The sequence below is a fragment of the Arthrobacter sp. 01N444 genome (genome assembly GCF_056399305.1).
In genome coordinates, this window is the sequence record NZ_JBFTRB010000005.1 from 265692 (window position 1) to 281084 (window position 15393).

General features: G+C 67.7%; 15 protein-coding genes. 6 read left to right on the forward strand and 9 right to left on the reverse strand.

Translation table 11 applies throughout. The annotated features are described in order from the left end of the window. Positions 1 to 9: 9 nt before the first annotated feature. The gene (locus AC1DKN_RS08900) at positions 10 to 702 is read right to left on the reverse strand and encodes a DedA family protein (RefSeq protein WP_476871051.1); all 693 of its coding nucleotides are present in this window, start codon (positions 700 to 702) and stop codon (positions 10 to 12) included. Between the two features lie 189 nt (positions 703 to 891). Next, positions 892 to 1566 (reverse strand): TrmH family RNA methyltransferase, encoded by a 675-nt coding sequence (locus AC1DKN_RS08905; RefSeq protein WP_476871052.1) that lies wholly within the window; start codon positions 1564 to 1566, stop codon positions 892 to 894. Positions 1567 to 1619: 53 nt separating this feature from the next. On the opposite strand from AC1DKN_RS08905, the gene AC1DKN_RS08910 reads away from it, so the two are divergent. After that, the gene (locus AC1DKN_RS08910; RefSeq protein WP_476850487.1) at positions 1620 to 2474 is read left to right on the forward strand and encodes an HAD-IIA family hydrolase; all 855 of its coding nucleotides are present in this window, start codon (positions 1620 to 1622) and stop codon (positions 2472 to 2474) included. A gap of 23 nt (positions 2475 to 2497) precedes the next feature. Here the strand turns inward: AC1DKN_RS08910 and AC1DKN_RS08915 are convergent, their stop codons facing one another. The 4 genes from AC1DKN_RS08915 to pyrE all read right to left on the reverse strand — a co-directional run bounded on the left by AC1DKN_RS08915 (position 2498) and on the right by pyrE (position 5773). After that, positions 2498 to 3526, reverse strand: a complete 1029-nt coding sequence (locus AC1DKN_RS08915) for a thioesterase domain-containing protein (protein WP_476871063.1) — start codon at positions 3524 to 3526, stop codon at positions 2498 to 2500. A 149-nt stretch (positions 3527 to 3675) separates the two neighbouring features. After that, positions 3676 to 4221: a hypothetical protein gene (locus AC1DKN_RS08920; RefSeq protein ID WP_223914539.1), complete on the reverse strand. Its 546-nt coding sequence runs from the start codon at positions 4219 to 4221 to the stop codon at positions 3676 to 3678. Between the two features lie 95 nt (positions 4222 to 4316). Next, entirely contained in the window at positions 4317 to 5090 is a 774-nt protein-coding gene (locus AC1DKN_RS08925; protein ID WP_476871053.1) for a GAF and ANTAR domain-containing protein, read from the reverse strand. 98 nt (positions 5091 to 5188) lie between these two features. Continuing rightward, positions 5189 to 5773: an orotate phosphoribosyltransferase gene (gene pyrE, locus AC1DKN_RS08930; RefSeq protein WP_277528120.1), complete on the reverse strand. Its 585-nt coding sequence runs from the start codon at positions 5771 to 5773 to the stop codon at positions 5189 to 5191. Between the two features lie 110 nt (positions 5774 to 5883). On the opposite strand from pyrE, the gene acsA reads away from it, so the two are divergent. From acsA to AC1DKN_RS08955, 5 genes are read left to right on the forward strand one after another with little or no spacing between them, the layout of a single operon-like run. Beyond that, positions 5884 to 7743, forward strand: a complete 1860-nt coding sequence (acsA, locus tag AC1DKN_RS08935) for an acetate--CoA ligase (protein ID WP_476871054.1) — start codon at positions 5884 to 5886, stop codon at positions 7741 to 7743. Further along, entirely contained in the window at positions 7740 to 8792 is a 1053-nt protein-coding gene (pdhA, locus tag AC1DKN_RS08940; RefSeq protein ID WP_476871055.1) for a pyruvate dehydrogenase (acetyl-transferring) E1 component subunit alpha, read from the forward strand. The genes acsA and pdhA overlap by 4 nt, the downstream gene beginning before the upstream one ends. Then, a complete protein-coding gene (locus AC1DKN_RS08945; RefSeq protein WP_476871056.1) occupies positions 8789 to 9769 on the forward strand; it encodes an alpha-ketoacid dehydrogenase subunit beta in 981 nt (326 codons plus the stop codon). Before pdhA ends, AC1DKN_RS08945 begins: the two co-directional genes overlap by 4 nt. Continuing rightward, positions 9762 to 11171 carry a 2-oxo acid dehydrogenase subunit E2 gene (locus AC1DKN_RS08950; protein ID WP_476871057.1) on the forward strand — a complete coding sequence of 470 codons (1410 nt, stop codon included), beginning with the start codon at positions 9762 to 9764 and terminating at the stop codon, positions 11169 to 11171. Before AC1DKN_RS08945 ends, AC1DKN_RS08950 begins: the two co-directional genes overlap by 8 nt. A gap of 28 nt (positions 11172 to 11199) precedes the next feature. Next, positions 11200 to 11442, forward strand: a complete 243-nt coding sequence (locus AC1DKN_RS08955) for an acyl carrier protein (RefSeq protein WP_476850481.1) — start codon at positions 11200 to 11202, stop codon at positions 11440 to 11442. Between the two features lie 9 nt (positions 11443 to 11451). Here the strand turns inward: AC1DKN_RS08955 and AC1DKN_RS08960 are convergent, their stop codons facing one another. The 3 genes from AC1DKN_RS08960 to AC1DKN_RS08970 all read right to left on the reverse strand — a co-directional run. Further along, positions 11452 to 12699, reverse strand: a complete 1248-nt coding sequence (locus AC1DKN_RS08960) for an FAD-dependent oxidoreductase (RefSeq protein ID WP_476860024.1) — start codon at positions 12697 to 12699, stop codon at positions 11452 to 11454. A 134-nt stretch (positions 12700 to 12833) separates the two neighbouring features. Continuing rightward, positions 12834 to 15107 (reverse strand): gluconokinase, GntK/IdnK-type, encoded by a 2274-nt coding sequence (locus AC1DKN_RS08965; RefSeq protein ID WP_476871064.1) that lies wholly within the window; start codon positions 15105 to 15107, stop codon positions 12834 to 12836. A 25-nt stretch (positions 15108 to 15132) separates the two neighbouring features. Further along, positions 15133 to 15393, reverse strand: a 261-nt coding sequence (locus tag AC1DKN_RS08970; RefSeq protein ID WP_476871058.1) for an enolase C-terminal domain-like protein, incomplete at its 5' end; no start/stop codon positions are given.

Below are 15393 nucleotides of genomic sequence, written 5' to 3' on the forward strand. Positions count from 1 at the left end.
GCGCTTCGGTCACGGTTCCGGCCTGCCGCCGGACTGGCCGGCGCCGGCCCCGCCGCCGGCGTTGCGCCGGGCGCTGGCGGTACGCGTGGCTCTGGCTTTACGCGTGGCGCGGGCTTTCCGGATCCGCAACGTGATGACGGCTGCCACGACGACTACCGCGACCGCCGCGGTGACGCCGCGTCCGGCAGATGTGGCCGCCGCTTCGTAGGAGTTCCCGGCCAGGTAACCGAGCAGGACAAATCCTGTACCCCACACCAGGCCGCCGGCGGCGTTGAAGGCCAGAAACTTCAGGTAGGGCATCCGTGAACTGCCGGCCAGTGCGGGCATGACGGCGCGGAAAAATGCCACAAACCGGCCTAGGAACACCGCCGAACCGCCTCGGAGGCGCAGGAATTCCTGGGCCTTTTCAAATCTGGCCAGACGCCTGTTCATGACTTTCAGACTCAGAAGTCTCGGTCCCAGGTGTTTACCGACCTCGTATCCGGCTGAGTCCCCGATGATTGCGGCCAGCACGACCACGACCATCACGGACCACAAGGGCAGGACCCCGCGGCTGGCCACGACCCCGCCCAGAACCGCGGCGGTCTCCCCGGGGACAACGAAGCCGACGAAGAGGGCGTCCTCGGCGAAGACCAGCAGGCCCACGATGATCAGGGCCAGCAGCGGGTCTACATTCAGGACGCTGTCCACAAACCCGCTCACCGGGTTTCCGCTCCCCTGCCGAACGGGACGGCCTCATCCGACGCGCAACGGTGATGTCCTTGGTTATCGTCCACATCCTTCTCCTCGCACGTTCGCCTCGCACCGACAGCGTCTGCTGGTTTGCGACCCACGTCAACGGCTCGCTTGTCGGTACGGAACCCCCGGGGCCACGGACGCCTAAGAGTGGCTTTAGCCCGGGAGCTGGCCGAACACGTGGCGGCGGATCCAGGCGTGCATCGCGATCGCGGCGGCGGAGGCTGCGTTGATGGAACGGGTGGAGCCGAACTGTTCGATCGACAGGGTGTCCAGCGCCGCTTCGTGGACTTCAGGGGTCAGGCCCGGGCCTTCCTGGCCGAAGACCAGGACGCAGTCCTTGGGCAGTTCGTAGGTCTCCAGCGGCACCGAGTCCGGGAAGATGTCGATCCCGATGACCGCCAGCCCCTCCCCCTGTGCCCAGGCCACGAAGTCCTCAACGGTGGGGTGGTGGCGGACGTGCTGGTAGCGGTCGGTGACCATGGCCCCGCGGCGGTTCCACCGGCGTCGTCCGATGATGTGGACTTCCTTGGCGAGGAACGCGTTGGCGGTCCGGACCACGGTGCCGATGTTGAGGTCGTGCTGCCAGTTCTCGATCGCGATGTGGAAGTTGTGCCGCTTGGAGTCCAGGTCGGCCACGATCGCCTCGTGCTTCCAGTAGCGGTATTTGTCCACCACGTTGCGCCGGTCGCCGTCCGCCAGCAGGTCCGGGTCCCAGTGCCCGCCCTGGGGAACTTCGCCTTCCCAGGGTCCGACGCCGACCTCCGCCTTCGGTTCCGGCCCTTCCTCTGCGGCGGGGAGGGACGGGGCGGGGATCTCGGGTTCAGTCACGCCTCAACATTAGACTGGGTGACAGGAAGCGGCACACTTAGGCGGAGGACAGCATGGCAGATCAGCGCGAAGAGCATGGTACCGATTCAGACGAGGGCCGTTCGTACGCCTCGATGTACCGCAGCGGCCAGGAAATCGAGTGCTGGCTCACGGACATGGACGGCGTGCTGGTCCACGAGAACCAGCCCATCCCGGGCGCGGCGGAGCTGATCCAGCGCTGGGTGGACACCTCCAAGCGGTTCCTCGTGCTGACCAACAACTCGATCTTCACGCCCCGGGACCTCGCGGCCCGGCTGAGCTCTTCCGGGCTGGAAATCCCGGAGGAGAACATCTGGACCTCGGCCCTGGCCACGGCCCAGTTCCTCAAGGACCAGGTCCGCGGTTCGGAGTCGGGGAACCGCGCCTACACGATCGGCGAAGCAGGACTCACGACGGCGCTCCACGAGGCCGGCTTCATCCTCACCGACCAGAACCCCGACTTCGTGGTGCTCGGCGAGACCCGCACCTATTCGTTTGAAGCCATCACCATGGCCATCCGCCTGATCCTCGCCGGCGCGCGTTTCATCGCCACCAACCCGGACGCCACCGGGCCCTCGAAGGACGGACCCATGCCTGCCACCGGGGCCATCGCCGCCCTCATCACCAAGGCCACGGGGCGCGAACCGTACATTGTGGGCAAGCCCAACCCGATGATGTTCCGGTCGGCGATGAACCAGATCGACGCGCACTCGGAAACCACGGCCATGATCGGCGACCGCATGGACACCGACATCATCGCCGGCATGGAGGCGGGCCTGCACACGGTGCTGGTGCTCAGCGGCATCACCCACCGGGACGATATCGCCGCGTATCCGTTCCGGCCGAACCAGATCCTGAATTCCGTGGCGGACCTCAAGAACCAGATCTGAGCAACACCCCAGAACGCGATACCTCAGAACGCGGTCTTCTTCCCGCCGCCGCCCGGCAGCGGGAAGAGGTCGTCCTGGAGTTTTTCGATGATGGGCCGGTAGATGAACGGGCTCCAGCCAGGGCTCGCGTGCTCCGGCCTCGCCCCGTCGGTGCGCAGGTCATCCGAGACCATGTTGGTTTTGAAGGACAGTGACCAGGTGTCCCGGGCGGTCTCGTAATCCACCGTCTTGTCCCGGGGGTTGCCGATGAACGCCATCTTCGTTTCGCCCAGCTTCCCGACGAAACGGCTGGCCTCAAAGTGGAAGATATAGGCGGATTCGGACTGGATCAGCACGCTGGACGGCGCGATCGGGGACAGCTGTTCCAGTGTCTGGTCCACCACCTGACCCCAACTGCGTTCATTCTTGTGCAGCATCCTCTCGCCGAGCTCATAGCCGCCGCGCAGCACTGTGGGGAAGCGGAACCCGCTTTCGTAGAGCATCACCACACCCTCGAACCAGCTCTGGTCCAGCACGTCGTGCCGGCTCGCCGGGCTGGAGTCGAGCAGGATGAACGCCACTTCGACGCCGTGCAGTTCGCGCAGCCGGGCGGCCACCTGCGTTGCCACCATGCCGCCAAAACTATGGCCGTAGAAGTAGAGGGTGGTGAGATTGTGGGCGCGGACGTGCTCGATCACGGCGATGACCACCTCGTCAATGTCCAGGCCTTCGTTGGAATACCCGACGGCGGCGAGCTGGCCCCTCTTGTTCAGGGAGCCGCGCAGCGCGTTCAGGATCCACAGGGCTTCTTCCCAGCTCGTTTTGTAGCCGGGGAACAGGATCCAGCTGGCGTGGGGGTAATACCGTTCGGCAACGTCATCAGGTACTTCGAGGATCCGGCTGACATGCCGCTCGGCCTGCACGCGCTGAGTGAACAGCATGTCCGCCGCCAGCAGCGACGCGGACCCGGCGCCGATCAGGAACGATCGCCGGGAAACCCGTTTAAGCTCGACGGCGCGGCGGAGCATGCGGGCCTCGGAACCACCGGGGCCTCGCGGATGGTTCGGATCCATCTCGGCCGGCACATCTCTACCGTATCCACGCTTCGGCGGGGATGAGAAACCGGACCATACAGCGGTCCCGAAGCTCAGCGTGGAAGCGCCGCTGGCACGCCACTGGCACGGTTGGGGCCGTTGGCACGCCGTTGAAGCGCCGTCGCCGGCTACGCGGGTTCGGGCTCGCGGCCGACCTCGCGGCGGCTGATTTCCATGCCGATCTCGTCATAGGTCGCCAGGAGTTCCGAGCGGGCCATGTCAGCGGGATCATCGAGAAGGCCGAACACAGAGTCGCTCGCGGCGAAGAGTTCGTCGTCGGAGAACCGGTTCAGCTTCCGGGTGCCTGAGGGATCGATCGAGGCCGTAAATTCCCCGGCCATGTCCAGAGGTGGCAATGCAGCGGAATCGTCGCGGTGCGCGGTCAGTTCCAGGGAGACTCCGCCGGGAGCCGGCATGCCGGCGACTTCCGAGCCGGAGGCCCCGCCGTCGATCGCGTTGAGGTCGTTGCGCAGGCCGGCCAGCGCCGCTGATTCCACGAATGCGGCCAAGCCGAGGTCGACGCGGATGTGCGAGATGATCCCCATGCGGCGGATGCGCTGGATAATTTGCATCAGGGAGGGGCGGGAGGCTTGTGTGAGGCTCCCCCGGACACTAATCCGGACGACGTCGGACACGACATCGAGTTTGACGTGGGCTTGCAGTGTTTGGTCCATAGGTACTCCAAATAAGGATGTCTATGGCCGACGGCTCAACCTCATTCAGCGTATCCGCGCTTGTGGTCGCACACAAGTCATAGGCCGCTGCCGGTTCAGCCAGCCCGCCGCCGGTTCGGCTCTTCGTAGTGCGTCCTGGTAGCCGTTCCGCCGACAGATTGCACCAGTGAGGCGGCTATGTCGCGGAGTTTGACGTTGCCGTTGCTGGAGGCATCGGTGAGGATCCGGACCGCGGTTTCCTGGTCGCAACGGTTTTGGGCCATGACGATCCCGATGGCCATGTCGATCACGGTCCGGGATTCGAGCGTGGCGCGCAGGTTCGTGGCGCTGTCCGTGTGCAGCGAGAAGCGGACTGCCAGCCGCAGCGCCTGGGAGATTTCACGGGTGTAGCCGCGGGCCCGGACCGCGACGTCGCCGTCGAACTTGTGCGGGACATCGGAGTACAGGTTCAGGGCCGCCTGGGCTTCGCCCTGGAGGTGGAAAGGCACCGACAACACCGAGCGCAGGCCGTGCGAGGCGACGGCGGAGGCGTAGTCAGGGCCCCAGCGGTCCTCATCGAAGAGGTCCGGGACGTAGACTTCCCGTTCCTCCTTAGCGGCGGTCAGGCAGGGGCCCTGGGACAGTGAGTACTGGATCTCGTCCACTTCGCGGGCGGAGTCGCTGCTCCACCCGATCGTGGCGGCCTTACGGTCCCGGAGCAGGGTGATTCCGCACAGCGCGTCGTCGCCGGAGCCGGCCACCTGGTGCGCGGAAAAACGCGCGAGCTCGTTCAGGAACACTTCGAAGTCCGCGCTGTCCAGGATCAGGTTCTGGATCTGGTCGACAGTGTTGACGGAGTCAGCGGTCAAGTCTTCAGGGGGCGGGAGCATGTCGCGTTTCTCCAGATGCGGGTACGGACGGGGGGTATTTAAGAAATGATAAGTCACCCCCTAGGCACCGTCCACCCGCGTCAGCTGAGGGAGAAACGCTAGTTGAGGCCCAGTTCGTCCTTGCCGAAGGCGAAGAGGTACGGAACGCCGGCTTCGGCCTCGATCTTTTCCTTGGCTCCGGTGTCGCGGTCCACGATCACGGCGACGGCCACCACGTTGCCGCCGGCCTTGCGGACGCCTTCGACGGCGGTCAGCGCGGACCCGCCGGTGGTTGAGGTGTCCTCCAGGACCAGGACCTTGCGGCCCTCGACCGAGGGGCCTTCCACCTGGCGTCCCATGCCGTAGGACTTCTGCGCCTTGCGGACGACGAACGCGTCCACCGGGCGGCCGGCGTCGACGGCGGCATGCATGACGGCCGTGCCCACCGGGTCCGCCCCCATGGTGAGTCCCCCGGCGCACTCGAAATCGATCCCGGCGTCCTCCATCAGCGAGAGCATGACCTGCCCGACGAGTTTGGACGCCTCGTGGTGCAGGGTGATGCGGCGCAGGTCGATGTAGTAGTCGGCCTCGGCGCCGCTGGAGAGGATGACCTTGCCGCGGACTACGGCCAGTTCCTTGATCAGTTCCAGCAGTCGGGCACGGGCAGCGGCAGCGTCGGCTGCGAAGTCACGGGTGGCAGTCATGGCTCCCAGTTTAGTGGCTGGTCCGCCGCGGATTCCCAGCCGGGGTCTTGCACGTCGGTCCGGGACCTTTTGCTCTGGGCGGCACCGGCACACGGGAGTCGGATGGAACCATGACGGCAGGAACCGAACCATCCATCCGCTGGCCTGCGATCACCAAAGACATCGGCAGTTTCCGGGTCCGGCCGAACCTGGTGGATTATGACGCGGCGTGCGCGGCCTTCACCTGGGATGAGGCCCGGCGAGCCCTATCCGGACTCCCCGGTGGCCGCGGCCTCAACATCGCCTACGAGGCAGTGGACCGGCACGCGGCTGGCAGCACGGCAGGACATGAGGCCTTGCGGTTCGTCCGGGCCGATGGCAGCACCCACTCCTTGAGCTACGCCGAACTCGCCGAACAGACCAGCCGCTTCGCCGGCGTCCTGCGCAGCCTTGGCGTCGGCCGCGGGGAACGGGTCTTCTCCCTCACCGGCCGCGGCCCCGCCCTGTACATCGCGGTGCTCGGCACGTTCAAGAACGCGAGCGTGTTCTGCCCGCTGTTCTCCGCTTTCGGTCCCGAGCCGGTGCGGCAGCGACTCACGCTGGGCTCCGGCCGGGCGCTGGTCACCACGCGGGCGCTGTACCGCAGGAAGATCGTCCAGCTGCGCGGGCAGCTCCCGGAGTTGCGCCACGTCCTGCTCATCGACGCCGACGGCGATCCCGAGCCCGGAACCCTCGACCTGGCCGCCCTCATGCGCCAAGCCCCGCCGGACGGGGAGATCGCGGCCACCCAGCCGGAGGACATGGCCCTGCTGCACTTCACGTCCGGCACCACCGGCACTCCCAAGGGCGCGATACACGTGCACGACGCCGTGACCGCCCACCACGCGACCGGAACCTTCGCCCTGGACCTGCAACCCGGAGACGTCTACTGGTGCACGGCCGACCCGGGCTGGGTCACGGGCACCTCGTACGGCGTGATCGCACCCCTGAGCCACGGCGTGACGGCCATCGTGGACGAGGAGGAAATGGACGCCGACCGGTGGTACCGGATCCTCGCCGAGCAAGGAGTCACGGTCTGGTACACAGCCCCGACGGCCTTGCGCATGCTCATGAAGGCCGGAGCCGACCGCGCCGCAGGACACGACCTCTCTGCCTTGCGCTTCGTCGCCAGCGTCGGCGAGCCGCTCAACCCGGAGGTTGTGGTGTGGGGGCAGGAGGCCTTCGGCCAGCCGGTGCACGACAACTGGTGGCAGACCGAAACAGGCGGCATCATGATCTCGAACTACGCCGCCACCGAGATCCGGCCCGGCTCGATGGGCCGTCCATTGCCCGGCGTCGAGGCCGCCGTCGTGGCCCGGGATGCGGACGGCAAGCCCGTCATCCGCGACGGCGAAGCGGTGCTGGTCACGGACCCCGACTCCATGGGGGAACTGGCCCTCCGGCCCGGCTGGCCCTCCATGTTCCGCGGCTATCTGCACGAAGAGGAGCGCTACCGCCGCTGCTTCGCCGGGGGCTGGTACCTGACCGGGGATCTCGCCAAACGCGACGCCGACGGCTACTACTGGTTTGTGGGCCGGGGCGACGACGTCATCAAGTCGTCGGGGCACCTGATCGGCCCGTTCGAGGTGGAGAGTTCCCTCATGGAGCACCCGGCCGTCGCCGAGGCCGGCGTGATCGGGGTCCCGGACCCGGTGGCCGGCGAGGTGGTCAAGGCCTTCGTTGAACTCCGGACCGGCTGGGAACCGTCCGGGGAGCTGGCCCTGGACATCATCGGCTTCTTCCGCAAGCGGCTGGGCCCCGCCGTCGCGCCGCGGCTGCTTGACTTCACCGCCGCACTGCCCAAGACCCGCAGCGGGAAGATCCTCCGGCGACTGCTCAAGGCCCGCGAGCTCGGCCTGCCCGAGGGCGACACCTCCACCATCGAGACGCCCCCGGTCCCGCCAAACCCGGCCCGCATAGAGCCGGCCAGCACCGAACAGGCACCGAAATGACCGGTACAGCGAGCCCACGCGGAGGCCCTTTGGACGCGGCCCACGGCCAGCACCTGCTGCTGCAGATGTTGCGCGTCCGCCAGCTCGAAGAGAAATGCGTCGAGCTGTACAGTGCAGCCAAGATCCGCGGCTTCCTGCACGTCTACATTGGCGAGGAGGCTGTCGCCGCCGGCGTCCTGGCGTCATTGGGACCGGAGGACGCCGTCGTCGCGACGTACCGGGAGCACGGGCACGCGCTGTTGCGGGGCGTCTCGGCCGAGGCGATCCTCGCCGAAATGTACGGCTACGTTGAGGGGTGCTGCCGTGGCCGGGGCGGGTCAATGCACCTGTTCGATGCCCCCACCCGCTTCTTCGGCGGCAACGCGATAGTCGCCGGGGGCCTACCTCTCGCCGTCGGCCTGGCACTGGCCGACAAGATGGCGGGGCGCTCCAATGTCACGGTGTGCTTCTTCGGCGAAGGCGCCGTGGCCGAAGGCGCATTCCACGAGAGCCTGAATCTGGCGGCCCTGTGGCAGCTGCCCGTGCTGTTCTGCTGCGAGAACAACCTCTATGCCATGGGTACCGCCCTGGCCCGTTCCGAATCGCAGACGGACATCGCCCTCAAGGCTGCCGGCTACGAGATCCCCGCGTGGGCCGTGGACGGCATGGACGTCCTGGCCGTCGAGGAGGGTGCACGCCGCGCGGTGGACGCCGTCCGTTCCGGAGGCGGTCCGCACTTCCTGGAGCTGCGGACCTACCGTTTCCGGGCCCACTCGATGTTCGATCCCGAACGCTACCGGACGAAGGAGGAGGTGGCGCGGTGGATGGAACGGGACCCGATCACGCTGCTGCGGACCGCGCTGGAGTCCGCGGGCCACCTCTCGGCCGCCGAGTGGGAGCAGCTGCAGGCGGACGCGCAGGCGGAGATCGCGGCCGCCGTCGAGTTCGCCGAGGCCGGAACCCCGGAACCGGTGGAGGAACTGACCCGCTTTGTCTACAGCGAGCGCGGCGCCGAAGACGGCGCGGGCACAGCCGGGCAGCCTGCCGGGAAGGCCGCAGGCACGCCATGAAATCGAGCTACCGAGAGGCGCTACGGGCGGGCATCCGCGACGCCATGATCCGCGACGAACGCGTATTCCTGATGGGGGAGGACGTGGGCGCCTATGGCGGCTCGTTCGCGGTCAGCCTGGGCCTGCTGGAGGAGTTCGGCCCGGACCGGATCCGCGACACCCCGCTCTCGGAATCCGGGTTCGTCGGTGCCGGGATCGGTGCGGCCCTGGGCGGCATGCGCCCGATCGTGGAAATCATGACCGTCAACTTCAGCCTCCTGGCGCTCGACCAGATCGTGAATAATGCCGCCACCTTGCTGCACATGTCCGGTGGGCAGTTCCACGTCCCGCTCGTGATCCGCATGACCACCGGTGCGGGCCGCCAGCTCGGCGCCCAGCACTCGCACAGCCTCGAAGGCTGGTACGCGCACATCCCGGGGCTGCGGATCCTGGCCCCGGCCACCCTCGAAGACGCCCGCGGCATGCTCTGGACGGCGCTGCAGGACCCGGACCCCGTGCTGATCTTCGAGCACGGCTCGCTGTACAACGTCCCCGGGGAACTGGCCGACGACGCCGGCCCGGTGGACATCGGCACGGCCGCCATCCGGCGCCCCGGCAACGACATCTCGCTGATCACCTACGGCGGGACCCTGCCCGTGGTGCTCGAAGCCGCGGAACAGCTCGCCGCCGAAGGGATCGACGCCGAGGTCCTGGACCTGCGCACGCTCCGCCCGCTCGACGACGCCGCCATCCTCTCCTCCGTGACCAGGACGCACCGGGCCGTCGTGGTCGATGAAGGCTGGCGCAGCGGCAGCCTGTCGGCCGAGGTGAGTGCGCGGATCACCGAGCAGGCGTTTTTCGACCTCGATGCGCCGGTGGCCAGGGTCTGCAGCGCCGAGGTGCCGATCCCCTATGCCAAGCACCTGGAACTCGCCGCCCTGCCGTCCGCGGAACGGATCGTGGCCGCGGCCAAAGCAACAGTAGGCGCCGGTGGGTGACTTCCTGATGCCCTCGCTCGGGGCCGACATGGAGCACGGCAAGATCGTCGAATGGCTGGTCAAGCGCGGTGACTATGTGCGCCGCGGCGATCTCGTGGCGGTCGTGGACACGGACAAGACGGTCATGGACGTGGAGTCCTTCCAGGAAGGCGTCGTGGCGGACCTCCTGGTGGGCATCGGCGAAACCGTTCCGGTGGGAACCCCGCTGGCCGTGATCACCCAGACCCCTGCCGAGGTCGGGGCTCCAGTTCGTGCGGCTCCCCCGGCGGGGGCGCCGTCGAAACCCGCTGCTCTCACGCCGCGGCCCCCTGAGCCGGTCGGGCCGACGGCGGGTCCCCCGATCGCCCCTCCCGTGCGGCACCTGGCGCACCGGCTGGGCGTGGACACCGGCAGGATCCAGGGCACCGGCAAGGACGGGGCCATCACCCGCGCCGACGTCGAACACGCGGTGGCGGCCCGGACCGGCGGGACGGGCAGGGTGCGTTCGTCGCCGCGGGCGCGGCTGCTCGCCGCGGAACTCGGGATCGGGCTTTCCACCGTGACCGGCACCGGCCCGGACGGCGCCGTGACGGTGGCCGACGTGCAGCGCGCAGCAGCCAGAGTTCCAACGCCGGGTCCCCCGGAGCCCGGTCGGGTTGCATCCGCGACGGAACCCCCAGCTCCGGAACGCGTCGCGGCCGTACTGGAAGCGCCGGAGACACCAGCTAGAGGGAGGCCGACGTCGGAAGCCCGCGAGCGCGTGGCCAGCCTGCGTCGGGCCATCGGCGCCCTGATGACGCGCTCGAAGCAGACCATCCCGCACTACTACCTCAGCACCACGCTGGATCTGCGCACCGCCGTCGGGTGGATGCAGTCGGTCAATGCGCACCGGCCCGTCGCCGGCCGGCTGGTGCCGTCGGCGCTCCTGCTAAAAGCCGCGGCTCTGGCGGCACGGGACGTCCCCGAGGTCAACGGCTTCTACGTTGACGGCGGTTTCCGTCCCAGTGCGGCAGTGCACCTGGGCGTCGCGGTGGCCCTGCGCCAAGGCGGTCTGGTGGCCCCGGCAATCCACGACGCCGACACCCTGCCCCTGGACGTGCTCATGGAGCAGCTGCGGGATCTTGTCAGCCGGGCACGTGCGGGGCGTCTCCAGCGCGCCGAAATGGCCGATCCAACCTTGACCGTGACCAACCTCGGAGACCTCGGCGTAGACAGTGTCTACGGCGTGATCTATCCGCCCCAGGTGGCCATGGTGGGCTTCGGCCGGGTGATGGAACAGCCCTGGGCCCAGGACGGGCTCCTTGGGGTCCGGCATGCCGCCATCGCTACGCTCTCCGCGGACCACCGGGTCAGCGACGGCCTGCGCGGCGCCCGTTACCTCGCCCGGATCAACGAGCTGTTGCAGGAACCGGAGCACCTGTGACACCCAAAGCCAGGAAACCGGAGGAACCATGAACGAACAGGACGCCCGCGCGGCGGTGCACGCCGCGATCGGCGCGGTGGCCCCTGACGTCGAACTCGACGACGTCGACGAGAACGCCCGGCTGCGCCAGGATTTGGAACTCGATTCGCTTGATTTCCTGCGACTCGTGGAAACGATCGACGCGGCCACCGGCGTGGACATTCCGGAGCGCGACTACTCGGCGGTGGCTACCGTCAAGGGCCTGATCGGCTACCTCACGGCGCACGGCTAACCGCATCGGTTAGGGCTGCGGCTGGGGTTCGGCCCGCCGCGCGAAGGCCGGTGCGTGCTCGGGGCGCGGGCCAAAGGCGATGAAGCGGGGAATGATGGTGCGGAACACCGGAACGTGCCGGGCAAAGAACAATGCCGCGGCCGGAGCCTTCGACCGCTTCCCGGTCAGGATCGGGCCGAAGACTGCCCTCTGCATGAGCCGTTGGACGCTCTGCACAATGACGGTGGGCAGCCGGCGCCGCCGCTCGACTTTCTCCAGGTCTGCCGTGGTCACCCTGCCCCGGAGCAGTGCGGGGGCAAGGTACTCGGCGGCGGCGGCCGCGTCCTGGATGGCGAGGTTGATTCCGACGCCGCCGGCCGGGGACATCGCGTGCGCGGCGTCCCCGATGAACAGCAGCCCGTTGATGTGCCACGAGTGCAGCCGGTTCAGCCGCACGTCGAGCCAGTGGAGGTCATCAAGGGATTCGATGGCGTCAACCCGGTCCGCAAGATCCGGGCGGAGGGCCGCCACCCGCCTTCGGAAGCCCTCGACGCCTTCCGCGCGGATCCGGGCGTCGGCGCCCTTGGCGGCGAGGTAGCCCATTTGGTAGTAGTCGTTGCGGAACAGGGCCAGCAGCGCCTCGCCGGGGCCGAACGCCGGCACGAGCCCGGCCACCTCACCCGTTTCGGAGGGATAGCGGGGCAGCCGGAACCACCACGTGTCGAAGGGCACCGGGAACTCCTTTGGCGCCAGCCCGGCCGCGGTGCGCAGCACGGAATGGCGGCCGTCCGTGGCAACCACCAGGTCCGCCAGGAGCTCGTCCTGTGTGCCGTCGGCGGTCCGGAAGCGGACTCCGCGGACACGGCCTCCGTTGCGGACCAAGCCCGTGGCGGTGTGGCTCATGAGCAGCGTAAACCCCGGCTCCTGGGCTGCGGCCTCGGCGAGGAAGCTCAGGAAATCCCATTGCGGCATCATGGCAATGTAGTTGTACGGCGGCGGCAGGGCGTCAAAGTCGCCCATGGTCACGGGCGCCCCGCCCGGGACCGGGAAAACGACATTCTTCAGGCGGCTCTGCGGCAACCGGCGAAACTCCCGGCCGAGTCCGAGTTCGTCAATGAGCCGGATCGTGGACGGGTGCACCGTGTCGCCGCGGAAGTCGCGCAGAAAATCGGCGTGCTTCTCCAACACCGTCACCCGCACCCCGGCCCGTGCCAGGAGCAAGCCCAGCATCATCCCCGCAGGTCCACCGCCCACCACCGCGCATCCGGTCTTCTCCATGGCCCCACGCTACGCCTGCGCGGGGTGCCGCGGGAGGGGGTTTCGGGCTTTCGCGGCGCAAAATACCCTGCGCTACGGGAATCCTGGTAGCGCAGGGTATTTTGCGCCGCGTCAGGTCAAGAACGCAGCGCGGTTCAGAGCCGGGTATCGAAGGAGTCGCAGAAGACGTTCTCGTTGAACGTGCCCTGGAACTCCGACTTGCCCTGGATCTTCTCGATGGCGGCCCGGATGGCTGCCGGCGTGCCCGCGTGGGCGTGGATGGCGGTCTTGACCATCGGCACGTCAATGAGGTGGTTGGGCTGGTTGAGCGAGACGAACACCGTGGGGACCTCGGTGGTGTACCAGGGGATCTCGGCGGCCATCGGCGTGGACCACTTGATCCGGATCGCTGCCTCCTGCGCGAAGCCCTTCACATTGGCAAACACGAACGCGGCGTCATATTTGTCCGCGTAGTCCCCGGTGGCTTCCTCGGAGATGACGGACATGAAGTTCACGCCTTCCTCCCCTGCCGCCTTGCGCTGCGCCGCCGTCTTGAAGAGGTGCACCTCAAAACCAGCCCGCTCCAGTTCCTCGGCCACCACATCGAGGTAGGCCAGGGGATCCGCCATGGTGAAGTCCGAGCCGCCGGAAATGCCGTACAGCCGGATCCGCTTGTGCGTCCGCGGTGTGATGGGCAGGTTCTGCGCAGTGTCCTTCACCAGGGTGACGGTCTTGTCCGCAATTTCGGCGGCGATGGCCAGGTGCGCTTCGCTGCCGATCCGGGCCAGCGCCTCGGCTGGCGGAACCAGCGCCCCTCGGGACTTCAGGTGCAGTCCGAGCGAGGCCTTGAGGGCCAGGATCCGGCGCAGCGCGTCATGCAGCCGCGCTTCGGTGATGACCCCGGACTTGTAGCCGTCCAGCATGTACCCGAAGTCCTCGGCCGGGTTCCGGAAGAACAGGAACATGTCGCACCCGGCCGCAATGGTGGCCGGGACCAGCTCGCTGCGCTTCATGGCCTGGGTGAGGCCGATCATCTGGGACGCGTCGGTGAGGATCAGTCCGTTGAAGCCGAGCTCGCCGCGCAACAGGTCCTGGAGGAGTTCCGGCGCCAGGGTCGCAGGCAGGATGTCCCCCGCCGCGAGGCCCGGACGGAAATGCCGTGACAGGTCCGGCGCACCGATGTGCCCGACCATGATGGACTGCACGCCGTGCCCGATCATCTCCCGGTATACGTGCCCGTAGGTCTCGTTCCACTGCTCGTAGCCGAACGTGTTGTAGGACGTGACCACGTGCTGGTCGCGCTCGTCCAGGCCGTCACCGGGGAAGTGCTTCATGGCGCACACGGTGGGCGATTCGCTGATGCCGTCGAAGTACTCCTTGGCCCGTTCCACCACGATTTCCGGGGTGTTGCCGAAGGCCCGGGTGGAGATGACGGTGTTGCGCCAGTTGTAGTGGATGTCCACGATCGGTGCGAAGGCCCAGTTGCAGCCCAGCGCGGCGGTCTCCACCCCGGCAACGCGCCCCATCTGGCGGGCGATGCCCTTGTCCGGGTGCGAGCCCGCCTGCAGGTGGGTCGAGACGAACGTCCCGTCGTCGCAACTGCCGGCGCCGCCCATTTCCGGGTTCGATGCGATCAGCAGCGGCACCCGTGTCTTGGACTGCGCGTACCGGATGTGCTCCTGCACCTCGGCCGACGGCCCCGGCCGGTACCGCATGCCGCCCACGTGATACTGCTCCAGGACACCGTCGAGGTATTCCGGGGAGTAGTCGTTGTTGTGGTTGATGAACAGCTGCCCGATCTTTTCCTCGTCCGACATGGAGCCGATGGTGGACTCCACCCACGCAATCGCGGCATCGTCGAGGTTGAACGGCGCGGCCTTCAGGTCCACCAGGAACCGGGTGGCTCCGCCCTGCAACCCGTCAAGGGCCGCAACAGTGTCGTTAACGATCTGGTTCACTGGCGTGGCGATATCCACTACAACACTCGCTTCATCGGTTTGGAGTTCTTCCAGGGTTTCGAGCTGCGAATCCAGCAGCGAGAGCGGCATGAAATGGCCCGGACGCGCTGCCATGCGGCTGCCGAGCAGTTCCCTGGTGCCGTGCAGGTGCACGAACACCACGGAGGAGTCCCCGCTGCGGATGATGTCGCGGTAGGAACGCTTGAGCGCGCTGCACGCGATGACCAGCCCGGAATCCGACGCCGCGAAGCGCCTGCCGACCTCGGCCAGCCAGGGTGCCCGGTCGTCGTCGTCCAGCGGGGTACCCGAGGCCATCTTGTCGATGTTGGACTGCGGGTGCAGCGCGTCGCCGTCGAGGAATTCCGCCCCCAGGCGGTCGGCGATGGCCGCGCCTACGGTGCTTTTGCCGCAACTGGTCACGCCCATGACGACAATGTGGGCGGGACCGGCGGACTTCAGCTCACCAGTCATGCCCGACTCGCCGGTCGTGGTCGGGTTACCAGTCATGGACGGTGCCGTCGACGAGGCGGTTGTAGGGCAGGTAGGCCTGCTGGTAGGGGAACGCGGCGGCGGCTTCTTCGTTGAATTCCACGCCGATGCCGGGCTTGTCGCCCGGGTGCAGGTAGCCGTCGACGAAGGTCATGGATTGTTCGAAGACCTCGTTGGTCGCATCCGAGTGCTGCATGTATTCCTGGATGCCGTAGTTGTGGATCGCCAGGCCCACGTGCAGCTGCGCGGCGAACCCGACCGGGGAGAT

What these genes read in the sequence shown, in the direction of transcription:
- AC1DKN_RS08910 (WP_476850487.1), top strand. Translation starts at nt 1,620, where the DNA reads ATGGCAGATCAGCGCGAAGAGCATGGTACCGATTCAGACGAGGGCCGT.
- AC1DKN_RS08915 (WP_476871063.1), bottom strand. Translation starts at nt 3,526, where the DNA reads ATGGATCCGAACCATCCGCGAGGCCCCGGTGGTTCCGAGGCCCGCATG.
- AC1DKN_RS08920 (WP_223914539.1), bottom strand. Translation starts at nt 4,221, where the DNA reads ATGGACCAAACACTGCAAGCCCACGTCAAACTCGATGTCGTGTCCGAC.
- AC1DKN_RS08925 (WP_476871053.1), bottom strand. Translation starts at nt 5,090, where the DNA reads ATGCTCCCGCCCCCTGAAGACTTGACCGCTGACTCCGTCAACACTGTC.
- pyrE (WP_277528120.1), bottom strand. Translation starts at nt 5,773, where the DNA reads ATGACTGCCACCCGTGACTTCGCAGCCGACGCTGCCGCTGCCCGTGCC.
- acsA (WP_476871054.1), top strand. Translation starts at nt 5,884, where the DNA reads ATGACGGCAGGAACCGAACCATCCATCCGCTGGCCTGCGATCACCAAA.
- pdhA (WP_476871055.1), top strand. Translation starts at nt 7,740, where the DNA reads ATGACCGGTACAGCGAGCCCACGCGGAGGCCCTTTGGACGCGGCCCAC.
- AC1DKN_RS08945 (WP_476871056.1), top strand. Translation starts at nt 8,789, where the DNA reads ATGAAATCGAGCTACCGAGAGGCGCTACGGGCGGGCATCCGCGACGCC.
- AC1DKN_RS08955 (WP_476850481.1), top strand. Translation starts at nt 11,200, where the DNA reads ATGAACGAACAGGACGCCCGCGCGGCGGTGCACGCCGCGATCGGCGCG.
- AC1DKN_RS08960 (WP_476860024.1), bottom strand. Translation starts at nt 12,699, where the DNA reads ATGGAGAAGACCGGATGCGCGGTGGTGGGCGGTGGACCTGCGGGGATG.
- AC1DKN_RS08965 (WP_476871064.1), bottom strand. Translation starts at nt 15,107, where the DNA reads ATGACTGGTGAGCTGAAGTCCGCCGGTCCCGCCCACATTGTCGTCATG.